The sequence below is a fragment of the Pseudooceanicola antarcticus genome (assembly GCF_900215355.1).
GTDB classification, from domain to species: domain Bacteria; phylum Pseudomonadota; class Alphaproteobacteria; order Rhodobacterales; family Rhodobacteraceae; genus Pseudooceanicola; species Pseudooceanicola antarcticus.
The window spans coordinates 186,765-207,879 of the sequence record NZ_OBEA01000002.1; the positions used below are offsets into that span (position 1 = coordinate 186,765).

A 21,115-nucleotide genomic window follows, 5' to 3' on the forward strand; every position below is an offset into this window, starting at 1 on the left:
CCGATGCGATGTGCCTGCGATCACTCGCGGTTGCCGAGGAACTGCAGCAGGAACATGAACAGGTTGATGAAATCCAGGTAGAGCGACAGGGCGCCCATGATGGCGGCCTTGCCCAGCCATTCGCTGTCACCCGAGTGGGCGTGCTGCAGGTAGGTCACCTTGATCTTCTGGGTGTCATAGGCGGTCAGGCCGGCGAAGATCAGCACACCGATGATCGAGATCGCGAAGTGCAGCGCCGGGGAGCCCAGGAAGATGTTGATGACCGAGGCCACCAGGATGCCGATGACACCCATGATCAGGAAGGAGCCCCAGCCCGAGATGTCCTTCTTCGTGGTGTAGCCCCAGAGGGACAGGCCGGCGAAGGCGATCGAGGTGACCAGGAAGACCTGGGCGATCGAGATGCCGGTGAAGGCCACGAAGATCCAGCTCAGCGACAGGCCCATCACGGCCGCGAAGGCGTAGAAGAAGGTCTGTGCGGCGGCGGCCGAGAAGCGGTTGATCATCGCGCCGAAGCCGAAGACCATGGCCAGCGGGGCGAACATGATGATCCAGCCCAGGATGTTGGGCTGCAGGGTCACCGGATCACGGAAGATGCCGAGCAGCTCGGGCGAGGAGCCGATGGCCCATGCCACGAGGAAGGTCAGCAGGGTGCCCACGGACATGGTGCCGTAGACCTTGTTCATGTGGGCGCGAAGGCCCTCGTCGATTGCGGCGGTACGGGCACCTGCCGTCGCCTGCATGGTTCTGTAGTCAGCCATTATTGCCTCCGGTAAGGACTGTTCTGCCCAGATGAGGGCTTCGCCTTCCAATATCGTGAACCGGACGGCCTATTTCAAGATTTTCAGGAGCGCGGGCAGGGCAATAACGTGAATGTCAGCTGCCATTTTCGCGCCGGGGGCCGCGAAAGGGCGGCCAGAGCCCGTGTGGCATGGCTTTGCCCGCGGATGAAGTATTGAAAAATCAGAAGAAAAAAGGTCCGCGACGCCGCCGGGAAGGCTGGAAAAAGCCAGGGGCGGGCGTCGCGGGGCCAGTCACGCACCACCGGGGAAGGTGGTCACGGGGAGAGAAGGGGCCCGCGCGGCCCGGACCGGGGTCGGGGAAACCCCTGGGGGCGGGGTGGGCGCGCGGACCAATCCACGGCTTGGGTCCGCGGATAGAGGTCTGATCGGTCGGACCGGGGGCGCCGGACGGGACGTGTCCGGCAGGCCGGCCCGGTTGGGGCGGGACCGATCAGTTGGACCACCGGCAGGGAAAGCCCGGTGGCCGGAATGGTGTCGGGCGCCGGGCGCCCGCTGTCGGCCTCAGAAGGGGCGGACGGGCAGATCCCAGATCGGCTTGGAGGCTTCGCGGCGGGCCGCGTCGCGGGTGATGCCGAGATCTTCGAGGCGCGAGACATCGAGGCTGTTCAGCGCGCGGCGCTCACGGCGCACGGCCAGCATCGAAAGAACGCGGGAGAAAGGCGCGCGGGACGCGCGCGGGAGGGCGGAGACGTTGGTCGTCAGGCTTTGCGTGCTCATCTTCAATACCTTTCACTATCGTGATGCGATTCGATTGGGTCATTATTTCTGTTGATATGTATGCCGCCCTGTGATCAATATTGGAAATGAATGTTTATTGGCGATGATATCACGGGATTTGATGATATGCGTAATCTGGACATGACCTCGCTGCGCAGCTTTGTTGCCGTGGCCGACCACGGCGGGGTCACCAAGGCCGCCGGCATGCTGAATTTCACCCAGAGCGCGGTGTCCATGCAGTTGAAAAGGCTCGAGGAAACCCTCGGGATCTCGCTTCTGGACCGCTCCAGCCGGCGCATTGCCCTGACCCCCGCCGGTGAGCAGTTGCTGGGATACGCGCGACGTATCATCGACATGAATGATGAGGCGCTGACCCGGCTGACGAGCAAGAGCTACGAGGGGGAAATCGTCGTCGGCGTGCCCCATGACATCGTCTACCCGGTGGTGCCCTCGGTGTTGCAGCAGTTCGCGCAGGAGTTCCCGCGCATGAAGGTGCAGCTGGTCTCGGCCTATACGCGCAGCCTGAAGGAAAGCTTCGACCGCGGAGAGGCCGATGTGATCCTGACCACCGAGGCCGAGCCCGATGCGCGCGGAGAGATCCTGGATGAACGCCCCCTGGCCTGGATCGGCGTGCCCGGCGGCCAGGCCTGGCGCCAGCGCCCGCTGCGCTATGCATCGGGGCGCAACTGCCTGTTCCGCCCGCTGACCATCCGCGCCATGGAGAACGAGGGCGTCGACTGGGAAAACGCCGTCGATACCGCCAGCGACCGTACCGTCGAGGCGACGGTCAGCGCCGACCTTGCCCTGACCACGATGATCGCCGGCACCGAGCCTTCGCAGCTTGAGCAGGTCGACCATGGTGGCGACCTGCCCGAGCTCGGGACCCAGAAGATCTGCATGTACCGCCAGGACCGCGGCGCCGGAGAGGTGATGGAGCGCATGGCCGAGATGCTGCGCCTGGGCTATGCCACCGACGTTCACAAGATGACGCCGGCGCAGGCCCGCGACGTGCCGAACAGCGGCCTTGGCCGCTATGCCTGGCGCCAGGAGCTGAATCGCGCCCGCCGCACCGGCGGTGCCCCCGCCTGAACCGGCGACAGGTTGAGAGTATAGAGAGGACCCGCGCCCGAAAGGGGCGGGTCCTTTTTCATGCCCGGCGCTGCCCGGCCGGGACATCCTTTCGATGGGCCTTCACCGGGCCGCGCTTCAGATGGTGATGACGACCTTGCCCTGGGCCTCGCGCCGCCGCAGCACCTCCAGGCCGTCGAGGGCCTCTTCGAGAGGGAAGCGGTGGCTGATATGGGGATGGATGCGCCCCTCGCTGTGCCAGGCGAAGATCTGCGCCAGGGACGAGGTCACGGCCTCGGGGCGGAAGGCGAAGTAGCTGCCCCAGTAGACGCCCAGCATGTCAATGTTCTTGACCAGCATGTGGTTGGGCTTCAGCCGCGGCAGCTCTCCGGAGGCGAAGCCGATGAGCAGGAAGCGGGCCTCGGGATTGCAGGCGCGGAAGGCCTGTTCCGAGAGCGTGCCGCCGATGGCGTCATAGACCACGTCGGCACCGCCAAGGGCCTTCACCTCGGCGCGCAGGTCGGTGGTGTCGGACTCCAGGTAGTGATCGGCACCGGCGTCACGGCAGACGGCCTCTTTCTCGGGGCCGCGCGCCACGGCGATGACCCGCGCCCCCATCAGCTTGCCCAGCTCGACCGCGGTCAGCCCGACACCCCCGGCGGCCCCGAGCACCAGCAGGGTCTCTCCGGGTTGCAGGCGGGCGCGATGGTCCAGCGCCAGGTGCGAGGTGCCATAGGCGATCTGCAGGGCGGCGGCCGAATCGAAGCTCATGCCCTCGGGGAGGGGCACGACGCGATCGGCGGGAACGATGGCGTAATCGGCCAGACCGCCCTGGCCGGGGAAGGCTGCCACTCTCGTTCCGGTTGCAAGATCCGTGCCCTCACCAACAGCCTCTACGACGCCCGAAAGCTCCATTCCCAGCGTGAACGGGTGAGTCGGGGTGTCCTGGTATGTCCCCTTTATCATGAGCAGATCTGCAAAGTTCAGGCCACATGCGGCGGTCTTGATCAGTATTTCACCGTGTCCGGGCGGACCGAGTTCAATGTTTTCAAGCCTTGCGGGGCTGTCCGGGGCTGTACATCGCCATGCACGCATGGAGGCTCCTATTCTCGAATGATTACGGGGTGATAGTTTGCTTAGAAACGAATACCCCGACCGGTGCGGCCTGCCCAAATCTTGCGACAACAACCGGGGCGCCGCAAGATTGGGAAAGGAGGGAGCTTGATACACATCCGGCAATTGAGCTAACCATTGCGTCAGTCAGCTCTTTCGTGAGCGTTTAAGTTGCGTAAAAGTTGAAAGCTGATACGATCCTCTCACGCTGTAGGGATGTGCGGCGTGTCAAAACGAAATCCAGGCCAAAGTATGCCGCGCGGGGGGGATTCCTGCGGGGTGGAAACGGCCATGACAGGAGCCGCGAATGACTCATCCGGTTGACGTCCACGTTGGGAAACGAATCCGGCATCGCCGCTGGCTGGTCGGTATGACCCAGCAGCAGCTTGCCGAACGCGTGGGAATCAAGTTCCAGCAGATCCAGAAGTATGAAACCGGCGCGAACCGCGTCAGCGCATCCCGGCTTTGGGACATTGCCGATGCGCTGGAAGTTCCGGTCAGCTTCTTCTTTGAAGGTATCGAAGCCGAAGGCGCCGTTGCCGAGCCCGTCGCTGCCGTTCCGGCAGACGTCATGGGTGACAAGGAAGCGCTGGACCTGATCCGGTCCTACTATGCGATCCCCGAAAACCAGCGCCGCCGCCTGTTCGAACTGGCCCGCGTGCTGAGCGACGTCGCCTGATCCGATCAGGCGGGCCCCGAGGGGCCATGACAAGACGATCCGATCCCGGTTGGGGTCAGGTCAGGGAAGTACCAGGATCTCGTTTCGTGGGTGGCGAAACGGGTCTCGGGCTCCCTCAGGGACGCCGGAAGACGGGCTGAAGGCCCGAAGCAGCACCGGCACCGTAGGCAGACCCTTGCCTCCTACCGCTGCAACGGCTAGCCCTTCACGCGATGAACGCGCCGGAGGGGCCAATGCAGGCGGATCACAAGGAAATCCTGGACACTGCACATGAGATGGCCGACGCCGCGCGTCAGGCGATCCTGCCGCATTTCCGTCGCGCCGACCTGGTCGAGGACAACAAGCTGGCCGGGGGCTACGACCCCGTGACGCTGGCCGACCGCGCTGCAGAGCAGGCCATGCGCGAGGTCCTGGCCCGCCGTCGCCCGCAGGATGCGATCCTCGGCGAGGAATACGGCCAGGTGGCCGGCGAGAGCGGGCTGACCTGGGTGCTGGACCCGATCGACGGCACCCGTGGCTTCGTCAGCGGCACCCCGACCTGGGGCGTGCTGATCGGTCTCAACGACGGCGAGAAGATCCTCATGGGCATGGTCGACCAGCCCTATACCGGCGAGCGCTTCTGGGGCGGCTTCGGCGCTGCCCGGATGACCGGCCCCCTGGGCGAACGCGAGCTTGCCACCCGCGCCACCGCCGCGCTGGAAGAGGCGGTCATCTTCACCACCTTCCCCGAGGTCGGCACCCCGCGCGAGGCCGAGGCCTTCCGCACCGTTGCCAGCCGCTGCAAGCTGACCCGCTACGGCATGGATTGCTACGCCTATGCGCTGATCGCCGCGGGGCAGGTGGATCTGGTGATCGAGGCGGGCCTGCATCCCTATGACATCCAGGGCCCCATCGGGGTCATCGAGGCCGCCGGTGGCCTGGTCACCGACTGGCGGGGCAACCCGGTTCTGGGCGGAGGGCAGGTGATTGCCGCGGCGAACCCGCGCATTCACCGGCTGGCGCTGGACATGCTCGGGGAATATGCGGAATAGATGCATCATGGATAAAGCAATCCTGATCCGTAACGCGGACCACATCCTGACGATGGATGATCGGCGCACCGAGCTCTTCGGCGCCGACATCCTTGTCACCGGCGGCAAGATCCGCGCCATCGGCCCGCGCCTCGGGCAGGCCGGCGCCGAGGTGATCGACGCCTCGGGCTGCGTGGTCACCCCCGGTCTCGTCAACACCCACCACCATCTCTACCAGACCCTCACCCGCGCGGTGCCCGGCGGTCAGGATGCGCTGCTCTTCGGCTGGCTGCAGACCCTCTATCCGATCTGGTCGCGCTTCGGCCCCGAAGAGATGCGGGTCTCGGCCATGGTGGGGCTGGCAGAACTGGCGCTTTCGGGCTGTTCGCTCAGTTCCGACCACCTCTATCTCTATCCGAATGGATCGCGTCTGGAGGACACCATCGAGGCCGCGGCCGAGGTGGGCCTGCGTTTCCATCCCACGCGCGGCGCCATGTCCATCGGCGAAAGCGCGGGGGGCCTGCCCCCCGACAGCCTGGTCGAAGCAGAGGCCGCGATCCTCGAGGATTGCATCCGGGTGATCGACGCCTTCCACGATCCGTCGGAGGGCTCGATGTGCCGTGTCGGCGTGGCCCCCTGTTCGCCCTTCTCGGTCTCGCGGGAGCTGATGCGCGACGCCGCCCTGCTGGCGCGTGACAAGAAGGTCATGCTGCACACCCACCTGGCCGAGAACGACGAGGACATCGCCTATTCGCTGGAGAAATTCGGCTGTCGCCCCGGACAATATGCCGAGGACCTGGGCTGGACCGGCGATGATGTCTGGCACGCCCATTGCGTGAAGCTGGACAGCTCAGAGATCTCGATGTTCGCCCGAACCGGCACCGGCGTGGCCCATTGCCCCTGTTCCAACTGCCGCCTTGGCTCCGGCATCGCGCCGGTGCGCGAGATGCGGGACGCAGGCGTCTTCGTCGGTCTCGGTGTCGATGGCTCGGCCAGCAATGACACCGGCAACCTGATGGCCGAGGCGCGCCAGGCGATGCTGCTGCAGCGGGTCAGCCGTGGCGCAGACGCCATGTCGGCCCGCGAGGCGCTGGAGATCGCCACCCGTGGCGGTGCCGATGTGCTGGGCCGCCCCGATTGCGGCCGGCTGGCCCAGGGCAAACGCGCCGATATCGCGATCTGGGATGTCTCGGGCATCGAAAGCGCCGGCAGCTGGGACCCGGCGGCGCTGCTGCTGGCCGGCCCGATGAAGGTGCGGCACCTGCTGGTCGAAGGCCGCCAGGTGGTGCGCGACTACGGCATGCCCCACCTCGACCTCGGCGCCGTCATCGCCCGGCAGAACCAGCTTGCCCGGCAGCTGATGGAATGACCCTTCTCGACAAGGCCGCCCTGGTTCTGGCGGTGCTCCTTTGCCTCGCTGGCTGCAAGGCCGCCGAGACCGCACCGGCGTCTTCGCCGACGGCCTCGGTGGATCTTCTGCCTGAAATCAATGCCCTGCGCCTTGCGCGCGGGCTGCCGGTGATGGAACGCTCGCTAGCCGCCACCGCCGCCGCCGGTCGCCACGCGGCGGACCTGCAGCGCACAGGCGGTCTCGGCCACCAGGGCTCTGACGGCTCGACACCGGGCGAGCGGCTGAGCCGCGAGGGTCAGACCTGGTGCCGGGTGGCCGAGAATGTCGCGCGGGGGCAGGGCTCTGGCCAGGAGGTGCTGGCCGACTGGACGCTCAGCCCGCGCCACCGGGCCAACCTGCTGGGACGCTACACCGCCCTCGGCACCGCCAGGGCGGGGGATATCTGGGTGGCGATCTTCCTGTCGCCCTGCTGATTGCCGGGCGACAGGGGATGCGGTCGGGGTTCGGCAGGGCTCAGCCCCGCGCGCGGATCACCTGCAGCAGCGGCAGCACCTGGCTCATGTCCGGGCCATGGTCCATGCCGGTCAGCGCCTTGCGCAGCGGCATGAAGAGGCCGCGCCCCTTGCGCCCGGTCTGCTCTTTCACCGCCTTGGTCCAGCTGCCCCAGGTGGTCTCGTCATGGGGGCCTTCGGGCAGCAGGGTCAGCGCCTCGGCGATGAAGTCGCGGTCCTCGTCGTCGATCAGCGGCTCGGCCCCGTCGCGGAAGAGCGCCCACCAGGCGGGCAGGTCCTTCAGGGTCGAGATATTGTCGCGCACCACCATCCAGAAGGCCTCGGCCTTGTCTTCGGGCACACCGGCGGCGGCCACGGCCCCGGCAACATCGGCCAGGGGGCGGTGCTGCAGGATATGGGCGGTGAGCGGGAAAAGATCCTTCTCGTCGAACTTGGTCGGCGCCGAACCGAAGGTGGCGAGATCGAAGTTCTCGGCCAGCTCGTCGATGGAGGAGGCGACCTCGACCGGCTGCGAGGAGCCGAGGCGGGCCATCAGGCTGAGCAGCGCCATGGGCTCAAGCCCCTGGGCCCGCAGGTCGCGGATCGACAGCACGCCCAGGCGCTTCGACAGCGCCTCGCCCTGGGGGCCGGTCAGCAGCGAGTGATGGGCGAAACCGGGCACGGTGCCGCCGAGGGCCTCGATGATCTGGATCTGGGTCGCGGTATTGGTCACGTGGTCCGAGCCGCGCACGACATGGGTGACGCCCATCTCGGTGTCATCGACCACGGAGGCCAGGGTGTAGAGCATCTGCCCGTCGGCGCGGATCAGCACCGGGTCCGAGACCGAGGCCGCGTCGATCGAGATCTCGCCGAGGATGCCGTCTTCCCAGTTGATCCGTTCCTGGTCCAGCTTGAAGCGCCAGACACCGGGGCCGCGCTCCTCGCGGAGCTTTGCCTTCTCCTCCTCGGAGAGGCCCAGGGCGGCGCGGTCATAGACCGGCGGCTTGCCCATGTTGAGCTGCTTCTTGCGCTTCAGGTCCAGTTCGGTGGGCGTCTCGAAGGCCTCGTAGAAGCGGCCCATGTCGCGCAGCTTGTCGGCGGCGGCCAGGTAGCGGTCCATGCGCTTGGACTGGTATTCCACCCGGTCCCAGGTCAGGCCCAGCCATTCCAGGTCCTGCATGATCCCGTCGATATACTCCTGCTTCGAGCGCTCCTGGTCGGTGTCGTCGATGCGCAGGATGAAGGTCCCGCCGGCCTTGCGGGCGATCAGGAAGTTGAAGAGCGCGGTGCGCAGGTTGCCGATATGGATGTATCCGGTCGGCGAGGGGGCAAAACGGGTGGTGGTCATGGTGAACTCCTGTTGGCCGCCTCTAAGCATGGCCTGCGTGAATTGTCCAGAAATGGCAGGGGCAGGGCCGCCTGAGGCCGCCTCCGGCGGGAGTATTTTCGGCCTGGTGATGAACCGGGCCTTGCCGGTAGGGCACCCGCCGTCTCGTTTGGGAGCGTGCACCCTCTCAACGGAAAAGTAGGGTGCCTGCCCTGGCACTGTCCAGCTTCATCACCAGGCTGGAAATACTCCGGGGGGAGTCGCGCAGCGACGGGGGGCGGAGCCCCCCCTCCCTTCAGCCGGGTGATCACGTCTGGAAGGACAGCACCTCGGCCTCGGTCACGATCATGTCGAGGGGCTGGTCGGTGGGCTCCAGCGGCAGCGCTTCGGCCTCCTGCGCGGCATAGGCGAAGCCGATGGCCAGCGTGGGGCGCGCGGCGCGCAGGCCTTCCAGCGTGCGGTCGTAGAAGCCGCCGCCATAGCCCAGGCGGTTGCCGGCGCGGTCGAAGGCCACGAGGGGCACGATCAGGATCTCGGGGGTGATCCAGTCGAGCGTTGCGGGGATCTGCGCGCCGAAGGGGCCTTCGGTCATGGCAGAGCCGGGCTCCCAGCGGGCGAAGCGCAGCGGCTGGCCCGCGGCCTCGATCACCGGCAGGGCGACGGGACCATGGGCGGCGGCTTCCTCCATCGCCGCGATCGGCGGGATCTCGGTGCGGATCGGCCAGTAGCCCGCCAGCGGCACGCCGCGATAGCCCGCCAGCACCGAGGACAGCATCCCGGCGCGGCCCGGAGACGCGGTCTCGTGCGCGGCCTTGCGGCGGGCGAAGGCGGCCTTGCGGGCCTGGGCTTTCCGCTCGGCCAGGCTCATAGCAGCACCAGGCCTGCCAGCCCCAGGAAGGCGAAGAAGCCCACCACGTCGGTGACCGTGGTCACGAAGGTGCCCGAGGCCAGGGCCGGGTCGACCTTCAGCTTGTCCAGCAGCACCGGCACCCCGATGCCCGCCAGCCCCGCCACCGCGAGGTTGATCACCATGGCCACCGCCAGCACCAGCGCGATCTGCAGGTTGCCGAACCACAAGATCGCCAGCAGCGCCATTGTCAGCGCGAAGGCCAGCCCGTTCAGCAGCCCCACCGCCAGCTCCCTTCGGATCACCCGCCAGACGTTGGAGCCGGTAAGGTCCTTGGTGGCAATGGCGCGCACCGCCACGGTCAGCGACTGGGTGCCCGCATTGCCACCCATCGAGGCGACGATGGGCATCAGCACCGCCAGCGCCACGAATTGCGCGATGGTCTCGTCGAAGACCGAGATCACCAGCGAGGCCAGCACCGCCGTCAGCAGGTTCACCGCCAGCCAGGGCAGGCGCTGCTTCAGCGTCTCCGAGACCCGGTCGTTGAGGTTGCCCTCGCCGACACCGGCCAGGCGCATGATGTCCTCTTCATGTTCCTCGTCCAGCACGATCATCGCATCGTCGATGGTGATCACGCCGACCAGCCGCTCGTCTTCGTCCACCACCGGGGCCGAGATGATGTGGTACTGGTTGAAGGCATAGGCCACGTCGCCCTCGTCCTGCTGGGCGGGGATGGTGCGGAAGCCGGGTTCGGTGATCTCCGAGAGCGCGGTGCGGCGCGGCGAGGCCATCAGCTTGCCCAGGGTCACATGGGCCACGGGGCGCATCTTCGGGTCGATCAGGATGACGTGGTAGAATTGCTCGGGCAGGTCCTCGCGTTCGCGCATCATGTCGATGGCCTGGCCGACGGTCCAGAACTCGGGCACCGCGACCACCTCGCGCTGCATCAGGCGGCCGGCGGATTCCTCGGGGTAGGAGAGCGCCTGTTCGACGGCGACCCGGTCGCTGTCCTCCAGCGCATCCAGCACCGCTTCCTGCTGCTCTTCCTCGAGGTATTCGACCAGGTCGACCACGTCGTCCGAATCGAGCTCGCGCACCGCGTCCTGCAGCACGCCGGGGGTCAGCAGGCTGATGACCTCTTCGCGGATGCTCTCGTTCAGTTCCGACAGGATCTCGCCGTCGAACTCCAGGTCATAGAGCAGCACCAGCCGTCGCCGGTCGTAGGCGTTTATCTGTTCCAGCAAGTCGGCGATGTCTGCCGCGTGCAGCGGCTCCATCTGCGCGATGAGCTCTTCGCGGTCCTCGGCATCGACCGCATAGAGAATCGCCGAGACCTTGCGCCGGTCGAGCGTATAGCCCTGGTCGTCCTGACCGGTCTCGTCCTCGGGCGCGGGGGTGCCGCCGGGGCCGGTTTCGGGGTCGATGTCGTGCTCGATCTCGGTCATTGGCGGCCCTCTTCTGATCACCGCAACCATATCTGAGCACGGGGGCGGGAAACAATGGCAGAGGCGCAGTTTACCCTTTCGACGGCGACAGATATCCTGCGCGCCATGCGCCGGGGCAATGCCTTAGGCAGGGGCGGGGCTTTGGCAAGGGAAGTACAGGCGATGGGCGAGGATATTCTGCTGACAGGGCAGTTGGTTGATTTCACCGACGATCCCTTCTCCAACCCCTTCGAGGAGTGCGCCCTCTACGAGCGTCGCGGCGGAATCGTGCTGCGCGATGGGCTGATTGTCGCCCGTGGCGGCGCGGATGCGCTGCGCGCCGCCCATCCCGCGGCCCGCGTGGTCGATTACGGCGACGGGCTGATCCTGCCCGGCTTCATCGACGCCCACGTGCATTATCCGCAGACCGCGATGATCGCCTCCTGGGGCAAGCGGCTGATCGACTGGCTGAATAGCTATACCTTCCCCGAAGAGCTGAAGTTCTCGGACCCCGCCTATGCCGCCGAGATCGCGGCGCGTTACCTTGACCTGACCACCTCCCATGGCACCACCACCATGGTCAGCTTCTGCACGGTGCATGCGGGCAGCGTCGATGCCTTCTTCGCCGAGGCGCAGGCGCGCGGTCAGCGGGTGATCGGCGGCAAGACCTGCATGGACCGCAATGCGCCCGAGGGGCTTCTGGACACCGCCCAGAGCGCCTATGACGACAGCAAGGCGCTCTTGCAGAAGTGGCACGGCCAGGGTCGCCTCGAATATGCCATCACGCCCCGCTTCACCCCCACCTCGACCGAGGCGCAGCTGGAAGCCATGGGCGCGCTCTGGGCCGAGCATCCCGACTGCCTGATGCAGACCCACCTCAGCGAACAGCTGGACGAGATCGCCTGGGTGCGCAGCCTGCGCCCCGAGGCGCGCGACTACCTCGATACCTACGAGGCCCATGGGCTGCTGCGCGAGGGCGGGTTGTTCGGACATGCCATCCACCTGGAGCCGCGCGAGATCGACCGGCTGGCCGAGACCGGCGCCTCGGTGGTGCATTGCCCGACCTCGAACACCTTCATCGGCTCGGGCCTTTTCGACATGGCGGGGCTGAAGGCGCGGGGGCTGAAGGTGGGCCTGGCGACGGATACCGGGGGCGGGTCGGATTTCTCGATGCTGCGCACCATGGCGGCGGCCTACGAGATCGGCCAGCTGCGCCATGCGCCGCTGCATCCTTCGCAGCTGCTCTGGCTGGCCACTGCCGGGTCCGCCGGAGCCATCGGCATGGCGGATCGCATCGGCACCCTGGAGCCCGGCTCGGAAGCCGACGTGGTGGTGCTGGATCTTGCCTCGACCCCGGCCATCGCGCAGCGCGCCGCCCAGGCCGGCGACATCTGGGAGGCGCTTTTCCCGACCATCATGATGGGCGATGACCGCGCCGTGCAGGCGGTCTGGATCGGCGGCGCCCCGGCGGCGGGCTGAGATGGCGCAGCTCTTCCACCAGATCTGGATCGGCTCGGTCCTTGTCGTCCTTTCGGTGCTGGTCTCGGCGGTGATCTTCCTGGCCATGGAGGCCGCCATGGCGCGGTTCCACCGCTGGCTGGTCCGCCCGCCGCATCGCCCGAAGCTGGCGCTGGTGCTGGTCTCGACCGTGCTGGGGGCCCTGGGGATGATCACCACCAGTGTCTGGATCTGGGCCCTGGCCTATCTGCACCTGGGCGTCTTCGGCGGCATCGAGGAGGCGCTCTATTTCTCGCTGGAAAGCTTTACCACGCTGGGCTTCGGAGACCTGCTGCCGCCGCTGCAATGGCGCATCCTGTCGGGCATGACGGCGGTGAACGGCTTTCTCAACATCGGCATGATCTCGGCCATCGTGCTGGAGGCCGTGCGCTGGGTCCGGCGGGCGCAGCTGGCAAGCTAGGGGGCGGCGCGGGGCACATTTGGTCCGAACCGCTGTGCGGGGCCGGGTGTTGCGCTGCGCTGCCCGAGTGAGCCATCATCGCGGTGAAATCCAAGTGGCACCAAGGGTGCCGGAAATCGGAGAGCGACATGCGGGTATTCTTCACGGGCGGCAGCGGCAAGGCGGGCAAATGGGCCATCCGGCACCTGCAGGCGCAGGGTCACCATGTGGTCAACGTCGATCAGACGCCCTCGGGGCTGGATTGTCCCGAGCTGCTGGTCGATCTCTGCGATGCGGGCCAGGTCATCGGGGCCATGTCGCAGTTTGTCGACTTCCCCGAGCTGGACGCCGGCACCGGCGTGCCGACCTATGACGCCGTGGTGCATTTCGCCGCCATCCCGCGGGTCATGATCGGCACCGATGGCGAATGCTTCCGGCAGAACACCCTGACCACCTACAACGTGATTGAGGCGGCGGTGAAACTGGGCGTGCCCAAGGTCATCTTCGCCAGCTCCGAGACGACCTATGGGGTCTGCTTCGCCGATGGCGAGGTGAAGCCCGAGTTCGTGCCCATCGACGAGACCCACCCCACGGTGCCCCACGACAGCTACGCCATGTCCAAGGTCTGCAACGAGGCCACGGCCCGCTCCTTCCAGGCCCGCACCGGCCGCGACATCTACGGGCTGCGCATCAACAACGTGATCGAGCCGCAGGAATACACCGAGATGTTCCCGGCCTTCATGCAGGACCCCGCCCTGCGCCGGCGCAACATCTTCGCCTATATCGACGCCCGCGACCTGGGGCACATGGTCGATTGCTGCCTGAAGACGGACGGGTTGGGCTACGAGGTCTTCAACGTCGCCAATGACGACCTTTCGGTCGGGATCACCTCGCAGGAGGTGATCGAGCGCTTCTACCAGGGCGTCGAGGTGCGGCACGAGATGGGCCCCCGCGAGACCTTCTTCTCGAACAGGAAGGCGCGCAGCATGGTGGGCTTCAATCCGCAGCACTCCTGGCGCGACGTGCTGGCCTGAGGGCATTCCCGCCCCCGCACCGCATGCGGCGCGGCGCATCTCTTCGACGGCACCATGGGCAGCCTTGGCCTGTGGCACCGCAATGATCCCGGTCCGGGGTCGGGTCAGCCGAAACCGAGCGCGACCTTGCTGCGGGCGTAGTGGCTGAAGCTGCGGTCGGAGGAGGAGCATTTGCAGAGGAAGGAAGCCTCTGCCCTTGTCATCCTCCGCAGCAAGAGCTCGATGTCCTGGTATTCGGCGGACCCGTCGAAATGGGACTTCCTGCGAATGGCCGCCTCCGTCCTGGCATAGAGCTGCCCGGAGAACTTGAAGTGCTCGAGGGGAAGGACGTAGCGGGTCGAGACGGGCTTATTTATCCGGTGGGGATTGAGGTAGTATGTGCCGGTCTCGAATTTCACCAGCGGCACCTTCCGGATCAGGTTGTAGCGCGGGATGCGGTAGAGGGCTTCCAGGCGTCTTGTCAGGGACTTCGGGCGGATGTTCCACTGGTGCATCAACCGTGCGCGGGAACCGGGGTAGGTGACATTCGGCTGCGACCACCTTGGCCCGCGGAAGGCTCCGGGCAGGGTGAAGTGCTGCCTGGCGTCGTAGTACCAGGCCCGCCCGGTATCGAGCGAGCTGTCCTCCTTCATCGCCGCAAGATCAGAGATATGCGCCGGGTAGAGGTCGATCATCACGCAGGACAGCGCCTTGTCCCCGCGCCTGTCCAGCATCCGGGCCAGCTCTGGCAGGCCGAGGCCTTCGGGCAGGCGCATGAACTCATCCGCATCCACCTGCACCGACCAGCGGCCCTGCGTGTATTTCTGCGCCAGGAGGGTCATCCAGATGTCGCGGACACGGGCAGTGCCGTCGTCCGCAGCGATGGGGTGGTCGATCCGTTCCCGGTCGTTGAAGCGTCTCTGGCTCTCGACCACCATGCAATCTGCCTGGCAGGCCAGATAGCTGCGGCTGCCGTCGGTGGAGTGATCGTCCAGGAAGATGAACCGCGAGACCCCCAGGCTTCTGTAATGCGCGAGCAGGCTGGGCAGGTAGAAGAGCTCGTTGCGGACCACGGCGATGAGCGTGAGGCCATCGGCCCCGGTCAGATCGTTGGACACGAGGCCGAGGTCATCAAAGCGATTGATGGCGTCCTGGTATTTCTGGTCCGCGCTGGCGCTTCTGGTCATCGGTCCTGGTATATTGGTCCGGCAAGCAAGGGATGTCCTTTCTGGATACCCATCGGTCGGGGCCAAGTCCACTCTGCCGATAGGCGATTGAGCCGTGCCGCCCCCGCTGTCGCCTTTCAGTCCCACCATGCATCCGGGCGGGGGAGGGCGGGGCGGGCCCGCACCATGGCGCCTCAGCCGAGCTCTGACAGCCAGCGGTCCACCAGTTTGGTCTCTTGCGCGCTCAGTTTCTGTGCGCGCGGGTAGAGAGGCGCTGCTCGGTCGTCCAGGACGGGTGCGTCCCAGCCGTCGGTGGTCTCGAAGAACCGCGCCACGCCGGCTTCTCCGAAGACGTCGAAATAGCCCTGAACCACCACGTCCAGGTAGGACAGCAGGATCGAGCAGGGCGCGGGTGCGGGCGGGTGCTTGGTTTCGGGGATCGAGTAGATGGCGATATGGCCCGCGTCGCTGTCGTGGCGGATGGCCCCGGTGGCGGGCAGGCGGTCATAGGCTTCTTCGCGCAGGTCCAGCGCGGCCCAGTCGCCGCCCGGCACCGCGGCGATCAGGCCTTCGATGCTGTCCGAGGGCGCCGCGGGCACGGCGGTGAGGATGGCGATGTCGCGGCCCGCCGTATGGCGCCAGAGGCGACGCCAGCCCTGGGCCTCGGCGGGGTGGGCGCGCTCGTAGACATGGGTGCGGCGGTTCACCAGGCTGCCATAGCCGAAGAAAAACGGGTCCTGCATCGGGATTCTGCCCTCCTTTGATGTGGGTCAAATACATCTTGGCGCGGCTGAGGCAAGTCTTGCCCCGGGAGAGAACGGTCACAAGGGCGGCCGTTTTCGCCGGGCCGGTGTGAAGGTATCGGGACCGGACCTGGAAAGGGGACTGGGATGCGGCTGACGAAACGGACCACGATTTCCATGCGGGTACTGATGTACTGCGCGGTCCACAAGGATCGCCTGGTCACCAAGTCCGAGATTGCCCAGACCTGCAACATCTCGGAGAACCACCTGGCGCAGGTGATCAACAAGCTGGGCCAGCTGGGCTTCCTGCAGACCCAGCGGGGGCGCAATGGCGGTGTCACCCTGGCCAGCCCGGCAGCCGAGATCCGCGTCGGGGACGTCTTCCGCGCCATCGAGGCAAAGGTGCCGGTGGCCGAGTGCTTCTCGGACGAGGACAACACCTGCCCGCTGGTCGCGGTCTGCCGGTTGCGCCTTGCCATCCAGAACGCCGTCGAGGCCTTCTATCTGACCCTGGACGAGGTCCTGCTGGACGAGCTGGTCCGCGAGAACGACGGGCTTGCCGAACTGATGAGCCCCGCCGCCTGCGCAGTTTGACGCTCCGGCAGCCTTTCCGCCCGACAATCCCTCCGGTCCTGCGACTGACAATCAGGCAGACATCAGGTTTTGTCCGCCTGCGACGCTTTTGAGGGCTTGCGCGGCGCGCGGGGCGTTTGTATTCGGAAAGGGTCGGAACGGGAGAACTGGCCGCAAGGCCGGTGCCGAAGGAGCAACCGCCCCGGAAACTCTCAGGCTTCAGGACCGCCCGACATACAGACTCTGGAGAGAGGCCCTTGAATGGGTCCGCCGAAGGGATAGCGATCTCAGGCAGAAGAACAGAGGGGGCATCGGGCAGGGGGATCTACCCCTGCGATGGATGCCCCGGTGCGAACTCCGTCCGGGACCGAGAACCGGGAGAGCGCAATGGCAGAACCAGCCGACGACGACCTTAAGGATCTGCCGCTGGCAGGGCTGCACGCCGAGCTTGGCGGCAAGATGGTGCCCTTCGCGGGCTACTCCATGCCCGTGCAATATGCCGCTGGCGTGATGAAGGAGCACCTGCACACGCGCAGCGCCGCGGGCCTCTTCGATGTCAGCCACATGGGGCAGGTGATCCTGAAGGGCGCCGACCCCGAGACCCTGGCCCTGGCCTTCGAGAGCCTCACCCCCGCCGCCGTCCTGGGCCTGAAGGAAGGTCGCCAGCGCTATGGTCTGCTGACCAATGCGACAGGTGGTATCCTTGATGACCTGATGTTCGCCAACCGCGGCGATCACCTGTTCGTGGTGGTCAACGCCGCCTGCAAGGCCGCCGATATCGCCCATATGCGGGCGGGCCTGCCCGGCATCGAGGTCGAAGAGATCACCGGCCGCTGCCTGCTGGCCCTGCAGGGCCCCGGTGCCGAGGCCGCGCTGGCGAAGCTGGCGCCGGAAGTGGCCGAGATGCGCTTCATGGACGTGGGTTATGTCACCCTCGCGGGGGCCGAGTGCTGGATCTCGCGTTCGGGCTATACCGGGGAAGACGGCTACGAGATATCGGTGCCCGATGACGCCGCCGAGGCGCTGGCCCGTGCGCTGCTCGACGACGAGAGCGTGCTGCCCATCGGTCTTGGGGCCCGCGACAGCCTGCGCCTTGAGGCCGGGCTCTGCCTTTACGGGCATGACATCGACGAGACCACGAGCCCCGTCGAGGCCGCGCTGCAATGGTCGATCCAGAAATCGCGCCGCGCCGGTGGCGACCGCGCCGGCGGCTTCCCCGGTGCCGAGCGCATCCTGGCCGAGCTTGAAAGCGGCCCGAGCCGTCTTCGTGTCGGTCTCAGCCCGCAGGGCCGCGCGCCGATGCGCGAGGGGGTCACGCTGCACCACGGTGGCGAGGAGGTGGGTCACATCACCTCGGGCGCCTTCGGGCCCTCGGTCGAGGCCCCCGTTTCCATGGGATACCTGCCCGCCGCCCTCGCGGTGCCGGGCACAGAGGTTGAGGGCGCGCTGCGGGGCCGCCTCGCCCCGGTCACCGTGACCGGCCTGCCTTTCCGCCCCGCCAACTTCAAACGCTGAGCTCCAGGGAGAACCCCCGATGAAATTCACCGAAGAACATGAATGGCTGCGCCCCGAAGACGACCTGATCGTGGTGGGCATCACCGAGCACGCCGCCGAGCAGCTTGGCGATATCGTTTTCGTCGAGCTGCCCGAGGTTGGCACCGAGGTCAGCAAGGATGACGAGGTCGTCGTGATCGAAAGCGTCAAGGCCGCCTCGGACATCCTGGCCCCCATCGACGGCGAGATCGTCGAGGTCAACGAGCCGCTGGTCGAAGATCCCGGCAAGGTCGGCGAGGACCCCACGGGCGAGGCCTGGTTCTTCAAGATCAAGCCTGCCGATCCGTCCCAGATGGACGATTACATGGATGAGGCCGCCTACCTCGCCTACATCGGCTGATCGCCATCGCCATGCGCCGCCCGTCACGGGTGGCCCCACGAAAGGACCAGCAGGCAGGCCATCCGGCCCGCCTGACCCCCTGCGCATACCCGCGCGCCCGCGCATCTGACAGGAGCTGACATGCCCTTCACCCCGACCGATTACCGCCCCTACGACTTCGCCAACCGCCGCCATATCGGCCCCTCGCCCGCCGAGATGGCCGAGATGCTGAAGGTCGTCGGCGCCGAGAGCCTGGACCAGCTGGTCGATCAGACCGTGCCCAAGGGCATCCGCCAGGATGATCCGCTGGACTTCGGCCCGGCGCTCTCGGAGGCGGATCTGCTGAAGTTCATGCGCGGCGTGGCGAAGAAGAACCAGGTCTTCACCTCGCTCATCGGGCAGGGCTACGCCGATACGATCACCCCGCCGGCAATCAAGCGCAACATCCTGGAGAACCCGGCCTGGTACACCGCCTATACGCCCTATCAGCCCGAGATTTCCCAGGGCCGCCTGGAAGCGCTGCTGAACTACCAGACCATGGTGTCGGACCTGACCGGGCTGGAGATCGCCAATGCCTCGCTGCTGGATGAATCCACCGCTGCGGCCGAGGCGATGACCATGGCGCAGCGGGTCGCCAAGTCGAAGGCCGCGGCCTTCTTCGTCGATGAGGGCTGCCATCCGCAGAACATCGACGTGATCCGCACCCGCGCCGAGCCCCTGGGCATCGAGGTGATCGTGGGCAAGCCCGAGGACCTGGACCCCGAGGCGGTCTTCGGTGCCATCTTCCAGTACCCCGGCACCCATGGCGAGGTCACGGATTTCACCGCGCAGATGGAGGCCCTGCACGCAGCCAAGGCCGTCGGTATCGTGGTGGCCGACATCATGGCGCTCTGCCTGCTGAAGGAACCGGGGGCCATGGGCGCGGATATCGCCGTGGGCTCGACGCAGCGCTTCGGCGTGCCGCTGGGCTATGGTGGCCCGCATGCCGCCTACATGGCCTGCCGCGACGCCTACAAGCGCTCGATGCCGGGCCGGATCGTCGGCGTCTCGATCGACGCGCGCGGCAACCGCGCCTATCGCCTGGCCCTGCAAACCCGCGAGCAGCACATCCGGCGCGAGAAGGCGACCTCGAACGTCTGCACGGCGCAGGCGCTGCTGGCGGTGATGGCCTCGATGTACGCGGTCTTCCACGGCCCCGATGGCCTGAAGGGCATCGCGCAGCGCATCCACCGCAAGGCGGTCCGGCTGGCCAGGGGCTTTGAGGAGGCGGGCTTCGAGGTCGGCCCAGAGGCCTTCTTCGACACGATCCACGTCGAGGTGGGCGCGCTGCAATCGGCGGTGCTGAAATCGGCCCGCGACGAGGGTCTGAACCTGCGCGCCGTCGGCGAGACCAAGGTCGGCATCGCGCTGGACGAATGCACCCGGCCTGCCACCATCGAGGCGGTCTGGCGCGCCTTCGGGATCGAGCGGACGGACGAGACCGAGCCCTACGAGTACCGCATCCCCGATGCGCTGGCCCGCGAGAGCAGCTATCTCACCCACGAGATCTTCCACATGAACCGCGCCGAGACCGAGATGACCCGCTACATGCGTCGTCTCGCCGACCGCGACCTGGCGCTGGACCGGGCGATGATCCCGCTGGGCTCCTGCACCATGAAGCTGAACGCGGCGGTGGAGATGGAGCCGATCTCCTGGCCCGAGTTCAGCGCGCTGCATCCCTTCGCGCCGAAGAGCCAGGCGGCGGGCTATCACCAGCTTTTCGACGACCTGTCGAAGAAGCTTTGTGACATCACCGGCTATGCGGCCTTCTCCATGCAGCCCAACTCGGGCGCGCAGGGGGAATACGCGGGCCTGCTGACCATCCGGCGCTACCATGCGGCGCGGGGCGAGGCGCATCGCAACATCTGCCTGATCCCGACCTCGGCCCATGGCACCAACCCGGCCTCGGCGCAGATGGCGGGCTGGAAGGTCGTGCCGGTGAAGTCGCGCGACAATGGCGATATCGACCTGGGCGATTTCCTGGAAAAGGCGCAAAAGCATTCCGAGAACCTTGCCGCCTGCATGATCACCTATCCCTCGACCCATGGTGTCTTCGAGGAGACCGTGCGCGAGGTCTGCAAGATCACCCATGACAACGGCGGCCAGGTCTATATCGACGGGGCCAACATGAACGCCATGGTGGGCCTCGCCCGGCCCGGAGACCTGGGCGGCGATGTCAGCCACCTGAACCTGCACAAGACCTTCTGCATCCCCCATGGCGGCGGCGGCCCCGGCATGGGCCCGATCGGCGTCGGTGCCCACCTGGCCTGCCATCTGCCGGGCCATGTCTCCGAGGGCACCTCGGGGGCGGTTTCGGCGGCACCCTATGGATCACCGTCGATCCTGCCGATCTCCTGGGCCTATTGCCTGCTGATGGGCGGCGAGGGGCTGACCCAGGCGACGCGCGTGGCGATCCTGAACGCCAATTACATCGCGGCGCGGCTGAAGGGCGCCTACGAGGTGCTCTACAAGGGCCCGACGGGCCGGGTGGCACATGAGTGCATCCTGGACACCCGTCCCTTCGAGAAGAGCGCCGGCGTGACCGTGGACGACGTGGCCAAGCGGCTGGTGGACTGCGGCTTCCACGCGCCCACCATGTCCTTCCCGATCCCCGGCACGCTGATGGTGGAGCCCACCGAGTCCGAGACCAAGGCCGAGCTCGACCGCTTCTGCGATGCCATGCTGGCGATCCGCGCCGAGGTGACGGATATCGAGGAGGGCCGCATGGGCCCCGACGCCAGCCCGCTGAAGTTCGCCCCCCATACCGTCGAGGACCTTGTGGCGGCGGATTGGGACCGCGCCTATGGCCGCGAGCAGGGCTGCTTCCCTCCGGGTGCCTTCCGGGTCGACAAGTACTGGCCGCCGGTCAACCGCGTCGACAACGCCTGGGGCGACCGCAACCTGACCTGCACCTGCCCGCCGATGAGCGAATATTCCGAAGCGGCGGAATGACGAAGAAGGGGGCGGGGCAAGCCCCGCCCCCC

General features: G+C 66.8%; 20 protein-coding genes and 2 riboswitches. Of the genes, 12 read left to right on the plus strand and 8 right to left on the minus strand.

What is annotated here, in order from left to right; translation table 11 throughout:
• Window positions 1-20: 20 nt before the first annotated feature.
• Together CRO50_RS05495 and CRO50_RS05500 are read right to left on the minus strand one after the other, a co-directional pair.
• A complete protein-coding gene (locus tag CRO50_RS05495) occupies window positions 21-758 on the minus strand; it encodes a Bax inhibitor-1/YccA family protein (protein WP_097144887.1) in 738 nt (245 codons plus the stop codon).
• Window positions 759-1,301: 543 nt separating this feature from the next.
• On the minus strand, window positions 1,302-1,517 hold the full coding sequence (locus CRO50_RS05500) for a DUF1127 domain-containing protein (RefSeq protein ID WP_097144888.1): 216 nt from the start codon (window positions 1,515-1,517) through the stop codon (window positions 1,302-1,304).
• Between the two features lie 126 nt (window positions 1,518-1,643).
• Between CRO50_RS05500 and CRO50_RS05505 the strand changes: the two genes are divergently transcribed.
• Window positions 1,644-2,606 (plus strand): LysR family transcriptional regulator, encoded by a 963-nt coding sequence (locus CRO50_RS05505; RefSeq protein ID WP_097145342.1) that lies wholly within the window; start codon window positions 1,644-1,646, stop codon window positions 2,604-2,606.
• 117 nt (window positions 2,607-2,723) lie between these two features.
• Here the strand turns inward: CRO50_RS05505 and CRO50_RS05510 are convergent, their stop codons facing one another.
• Entirely contained in the window at window positions 2,724-3,680 is a 957-nt protein-coding gene (locus CRO50_RS05510) for an NADPH:quinone oxidoreductase family protein (RefSeq protein WP_097144889.1), read from the minus strand.
• Window positions 3,681-4,005: 325 nt separating this feature from the next.
• Between CRO50_RS05510 and CRO50_RS05515 the strand changes: the two genes are divergently transcribed.
• From CRO50_RS05515 to CRO50_RS05530, 4 genes are all read left to right on the plus strand, one after another.
• A complete protein-coding gene (locus CRO50_RS05515; RefSeq protein WP_097144890.1) occupies window positions 4,006-4,377 on the plus strand; it encodes a helix-turn-helix domain-containing protein in 372 nt (123 codons plus the stop codon).
• A 233-nt stretch (window positions 4,378-4,610) separates the two neighbouring features.
• Window positions 4,611-5,408, plus strand: a complete 798-nt coding sequence (gene hisN, locus CRO50_RS05520; protein WP_097144891.1) for a histidinol-phosphatase — start codon at window positions 4,611-4,613, stop codon at window positions 5,406-5,408.
• A gap of 7 nt (window positions 5,409-5,415) precedes the next feature.
• Window positions 5,416-6,756, plus strand: a complete 1,341-nt coding sequence (locus CRO50_RS05525; protein ID WP_097144892.1) for an 8-oxoguanine deaminase — start codon at window positions 5,416-5,418, stop codon at window positions 6,754-6,756.
• On the plus strand, window positions 6,753-7,211 hold the full coding sequence (locus CRO50_RS05530; protein WP_097144893.1) for a CAP domain-containing protein: 459 nt from the start codon (window positions 6,753-6,755) through the stop codon (window positions 7,209-7,211). The genes CRO50_RS05525 and CRO50_RS05530 overlap by 4 nt, the downstream gene beginning before the upstream one ends.
• A 40-nt stretch (window positions 7,212-7,251) precedes the next feature.
• Here CRO50_RS05530 and gltX read toward each other — a convergent pair whose 3' ends face one another.
• From gltX to mgtE, 3 genes are all read right to left on the minus strand, one after another.
• Window positions 7,252-8,577, minus strand: a complete 1,326-nt coding sequence (gene gltX, locus CRO50_RS05535; protein ID WP_097144894.1) for a glutamate--tRNA ligase — start codon at window positions 8,575-8,577, stop codon at window positions 7,252-7,254.
• Between the two features lie 286 nt (window positions 8,578-8,863).
• Window positions 8,864-9,424, minus strand: coding sequence for a 5-formyltetrahydrofolate cyclo-ligase (locus CRO50_RS05540; protein ID WP_097144895.1), 561 nt, complete (start codon window positions 9,422-9,424; stop codon window positions 8,864-8,866).
• Entirely contained in the window at window positions 9,421-10,848 is a 1,428-nt protein-coding gene (mgtE, locus tag CRO50_RS05545; protein WP_097144896.1) for a magnesium transporter, read from the minus strand. The genes CRO50_RS05540 and mgtE overlap by 4 nt, the downstream gene beginning before the upstream one ends.
• 162 nt (window positions 10,849-11,010) lie before the next feature.
• On the opposite strand from mgtE, the gene guaD reads away from it, so the two are divergent.
• The 3 genes from guaD to CRO50_RS05560 all read left to right on the plus strand — a co-directional run bounded on the left by guaD (window position 11,011) and on the right by CRO50_RS05560 (window position 13,758).
• Window positions 11,011-12,306: a guanine deaminase gene (guaD, locus tag CRO50_RS05550; RefSeq protein ID WP_097144897.1), complete on the plus strand. Its 1,296-nt coding sequence runs from the start codon at window positions 11,011-11,013 to the stop codon at window positions 12,304-12,306.
• Between the two features lies 1 nt (window position 12,307).
• Complete coding sequence (locus tag CRO50_RS05555) at window positions 12,308-12,745, plus strand: ion channel (protein ID WP_097144898.1); 438 nt, start codon at window positions 12,308-12,310, stop codon at window positions 12,743-12,745.
• Window positions 12,746-12,873: 128 nt separating this feature from the next.
• Window positions 12,874-13,758 (plus strand): NAD-dependent epimerase/dehydratase family protein, encoded by an 885-nt coding sequence (locus CRO50_RS05560; protein WP_097144899.1) that lies wholly within the window; start codon window positions 12,874-12,876, stop codon window positions 13,756-13,758.
• A 104-nt stretch (window positions 13,759-13,862) separates the two neighbouring features.
• Here CRO50_RS05560 and CRO50_RS05565 read toward each other — a convergent pair whose 3' ends face one another.
• Both CRO50_RS05565 and CRO50_RS05570 read right to left on the minus strand, forming a co-directional pair.
• Entirely contained in the window at window positions 13,863-14,924 is a 1,062-nt protein-coding gene (locus CRO50_RS05565; RefSeq protein ID WP_157791735.1) for a glycosyltransferase family 2 protein, read from the minus strand.
• Window positions 14,925-15,097: 173 nt separating this feature from the next.
• The gene (locus CRO50_RS05570) at window positions 15,098-15,646 is read right to left on the minus strand and encodes a gamma-glutamylcyclotransferase family protein (protein WP_097144901.1); all 549 of its coding nucleotides are present in this window, start codon (window positions 15,644-15,646) and stop codon (window positions 15,098-15,100) included.
• 147 nt (window positions 15,647-15,793) lie between these two features.
• Here CRO50_RS05570 and CRO50_RS05575 point away from each other — a divergent pair, with 147 nt between their 5' ends.
• The 4 genes from CRO50_RS05575 to gcvP all read left to right on the plus strand — a co-directional run bounded on the left by CRO50_RS05575 (window position 15,794) and on the right by gcvP (window position 21,083).
• A complete protein-coding gene (locus tag CRO50_RS05575) occupies window positions 15,794-16,240 on the plus strand; it encodes an RrF2 family transcriptional regulator (RefSeq protein ID WP_097144902.1) in 447 nt (148 codons plus the stop codon).
• A 128-nt stretch (window positions 16,241-16,368) separates the two neighbouring features.
• Window positions 16,369-16,456: riboswitch (glycine riboswitch) on the plus strand.
• A gap of 4 nt (window positions 16,457-16,460) precedes the next feature.
• A riboswitch (glycine riboswitch) is annotated at window positions 16,461-16,524 on the plus strand.
• An 82-nt stretch (window positions 16,525-16,606) separates the two neighbouring features.
• Window positions 16,607-17,734, plus strand: coding sequence for a glycine cleavage system aminomethyltransferase GcvT (gcvT, locus tag CRO50_RS05580; RefSeq protein WP_097144903.1), 1,128 nt, complete (start codon window positions 16,607-16,609; stop codon window positions 17,732-17,734).
• A gap of 19 nt (window positions 17,735-17,753) precedes the next feature.
• Window positions 17,754-18,113: a glycine cleavage system protein GcvH gene (gene gcvH, locus CRO50_RS05585; RefSeq protein WP_097144904.1), complete on the plus strand. Its 360-nt coding sequence runs from the start codon at window positions 17,754-17,756 to the stop codon at window positions 18,111-18,113.
• Window positions 18,114-18,233: 120 nt separating this feature from the next.
• Entirely contained in the window at window positions 18,234-21,083 is a 2,850-nt protein-coding gene (gene gcvP / locus CRO50_RS05590) for an aminomethyl-transferring glycine dehydrogenase (protein ID WP_097144905.1), read from the plus strand.
• Window positions 21,084-21,115: the final 32 nt, after the last annotated feature.

Coding starts and splice junctions, on each gene's coding strand:
- CRO50_RS05495 (WP_097144887.1), bottom strand. CDS start 758: ATGGCTGACTACAGAACCATGCAGGCGACGGCAGGTGCCCGTACCGCC.
- CRO50_RS05500 (WP_097144888.1), bottom strand. CDS start 1,517: ATGAGCACGCAAAGCCTGACGACCAACGTCTCCGCCCTCCCGCGCGCG.
- CRO50_RS05505 (WP_097145342.1), top strand. CDS start 1,644: ATGCGTAATCTGGACATGACCTCGCTGCGCAGCTTTGTTGCCGTGGCC.
- CRO50_RS05510 (WP_097144889.1), bottom strand. CDS start 3,680: ATGCGTGCATGGCGATGTACAGCCCCGGACAGCCCCGCAAGGCTTGAA.
- CRO50_RS05515 (WP_097144890.1), top strand. CDS start 4,006: ATGACTCATCCGGTTGACGTCCACGTTGGGAAACGAATCCGGCATCGC.
- hisN (WP_097144891.1), top strand. CDS start 4,611: ATGCAGGCGGATCACAAGGAAATCCTGGACACTGCACATGAGATGGCC.
- CRO50_RS05525 (WP_097144892.1), top strand. CDS start 5,416: ATGGATAAAGCAATCCTGATCCGTAACGCGGACCACATCCTGACGATG.
- CRO50_RS05530 (WP_097144893.1), top strand. CDS start 6,753: ATGACCCTTCTCGACAAGGCCGCCCTGGTTCTGGCGGTGCTCCTTTGC.
- gltX (WP_097144894.1), bottom strand. CDS start 8,577: ATGACCACCACCCGTTTTGCCCCCTCGCCGACCGGATACATCCATATC.
- CRO50_RS05540 (WP_097144895.1), bottom strand. CDS start 9,424: ATGAGCCTGGCCGAGCGGAAAGCCCAGGCCCGCAAGGCCGCCTTCGCC.
- mgtE (WP_097144896.1), bottom strand. CDS start 10,848: ATGACCGAGATCGAGCACGACATCGACCCCGAAACCGGCCCCGGCGGC.
- guaD (WP_097144897.1), top strand. CDS start 11,011: ATGGGCGAGGATATTCTGCTGACAGGGCAGTTGGTTGATTTCACCGAC.
- CRO50_RS05555 (WP_097144898.1), top strand. CDS start 12,308: ATGGCGCAGCTCTTCCACCAGATCTGGATCGGCTCGGTCCTTGTCGTC.
- CRO50_RS05560 (WP_097144899.1), top strand. CDS start 12,874: ATGCGGGTATTCTTCACGGGCGGCAGCGGCAAGGCGGGCAAATGGGCC.
- CRO50_RS05565 (WP_157791735.1), bottom strand. CDS start 14,924: ATGACCAGAAGCGCCAGCGCGGACCAGAAATACCAGGACGCCATCAAT.
- CRO50_RS05570 (WP_097144901.1), bottom strand. CDS start 15,646: ATGCAGGACCCGTTTTTCTTCGGCTATGGCAGCCTGGTGAACCGCCGC.
- CRO50_RS05575 (WP_097144902.1), top strand. CDS start 15,794: ATGCGGCTGACGAAACGGACCACGATTTCCATGCGGGTACTGATGTAC.
- gcvT (WP_097144903.1), top strand. CDS start 16,607: ATGGCAGAACCAGCCGACGACGACCTTAAGGATCTGCCGCTGGCAGGG.
- gcvH (WP_097144904.1), top strand. CDS start 17,754: ATGAAATTCACCGAAGAACATGAATGGCTGCGCCCCGAAGACGACCTG.
- gcvP (WP_097144905.1), top strand. CDS start 18,234: ATGCCCTTCACCCCGACCGATTACCGCCCCTACGACTTCGCCAACCGC.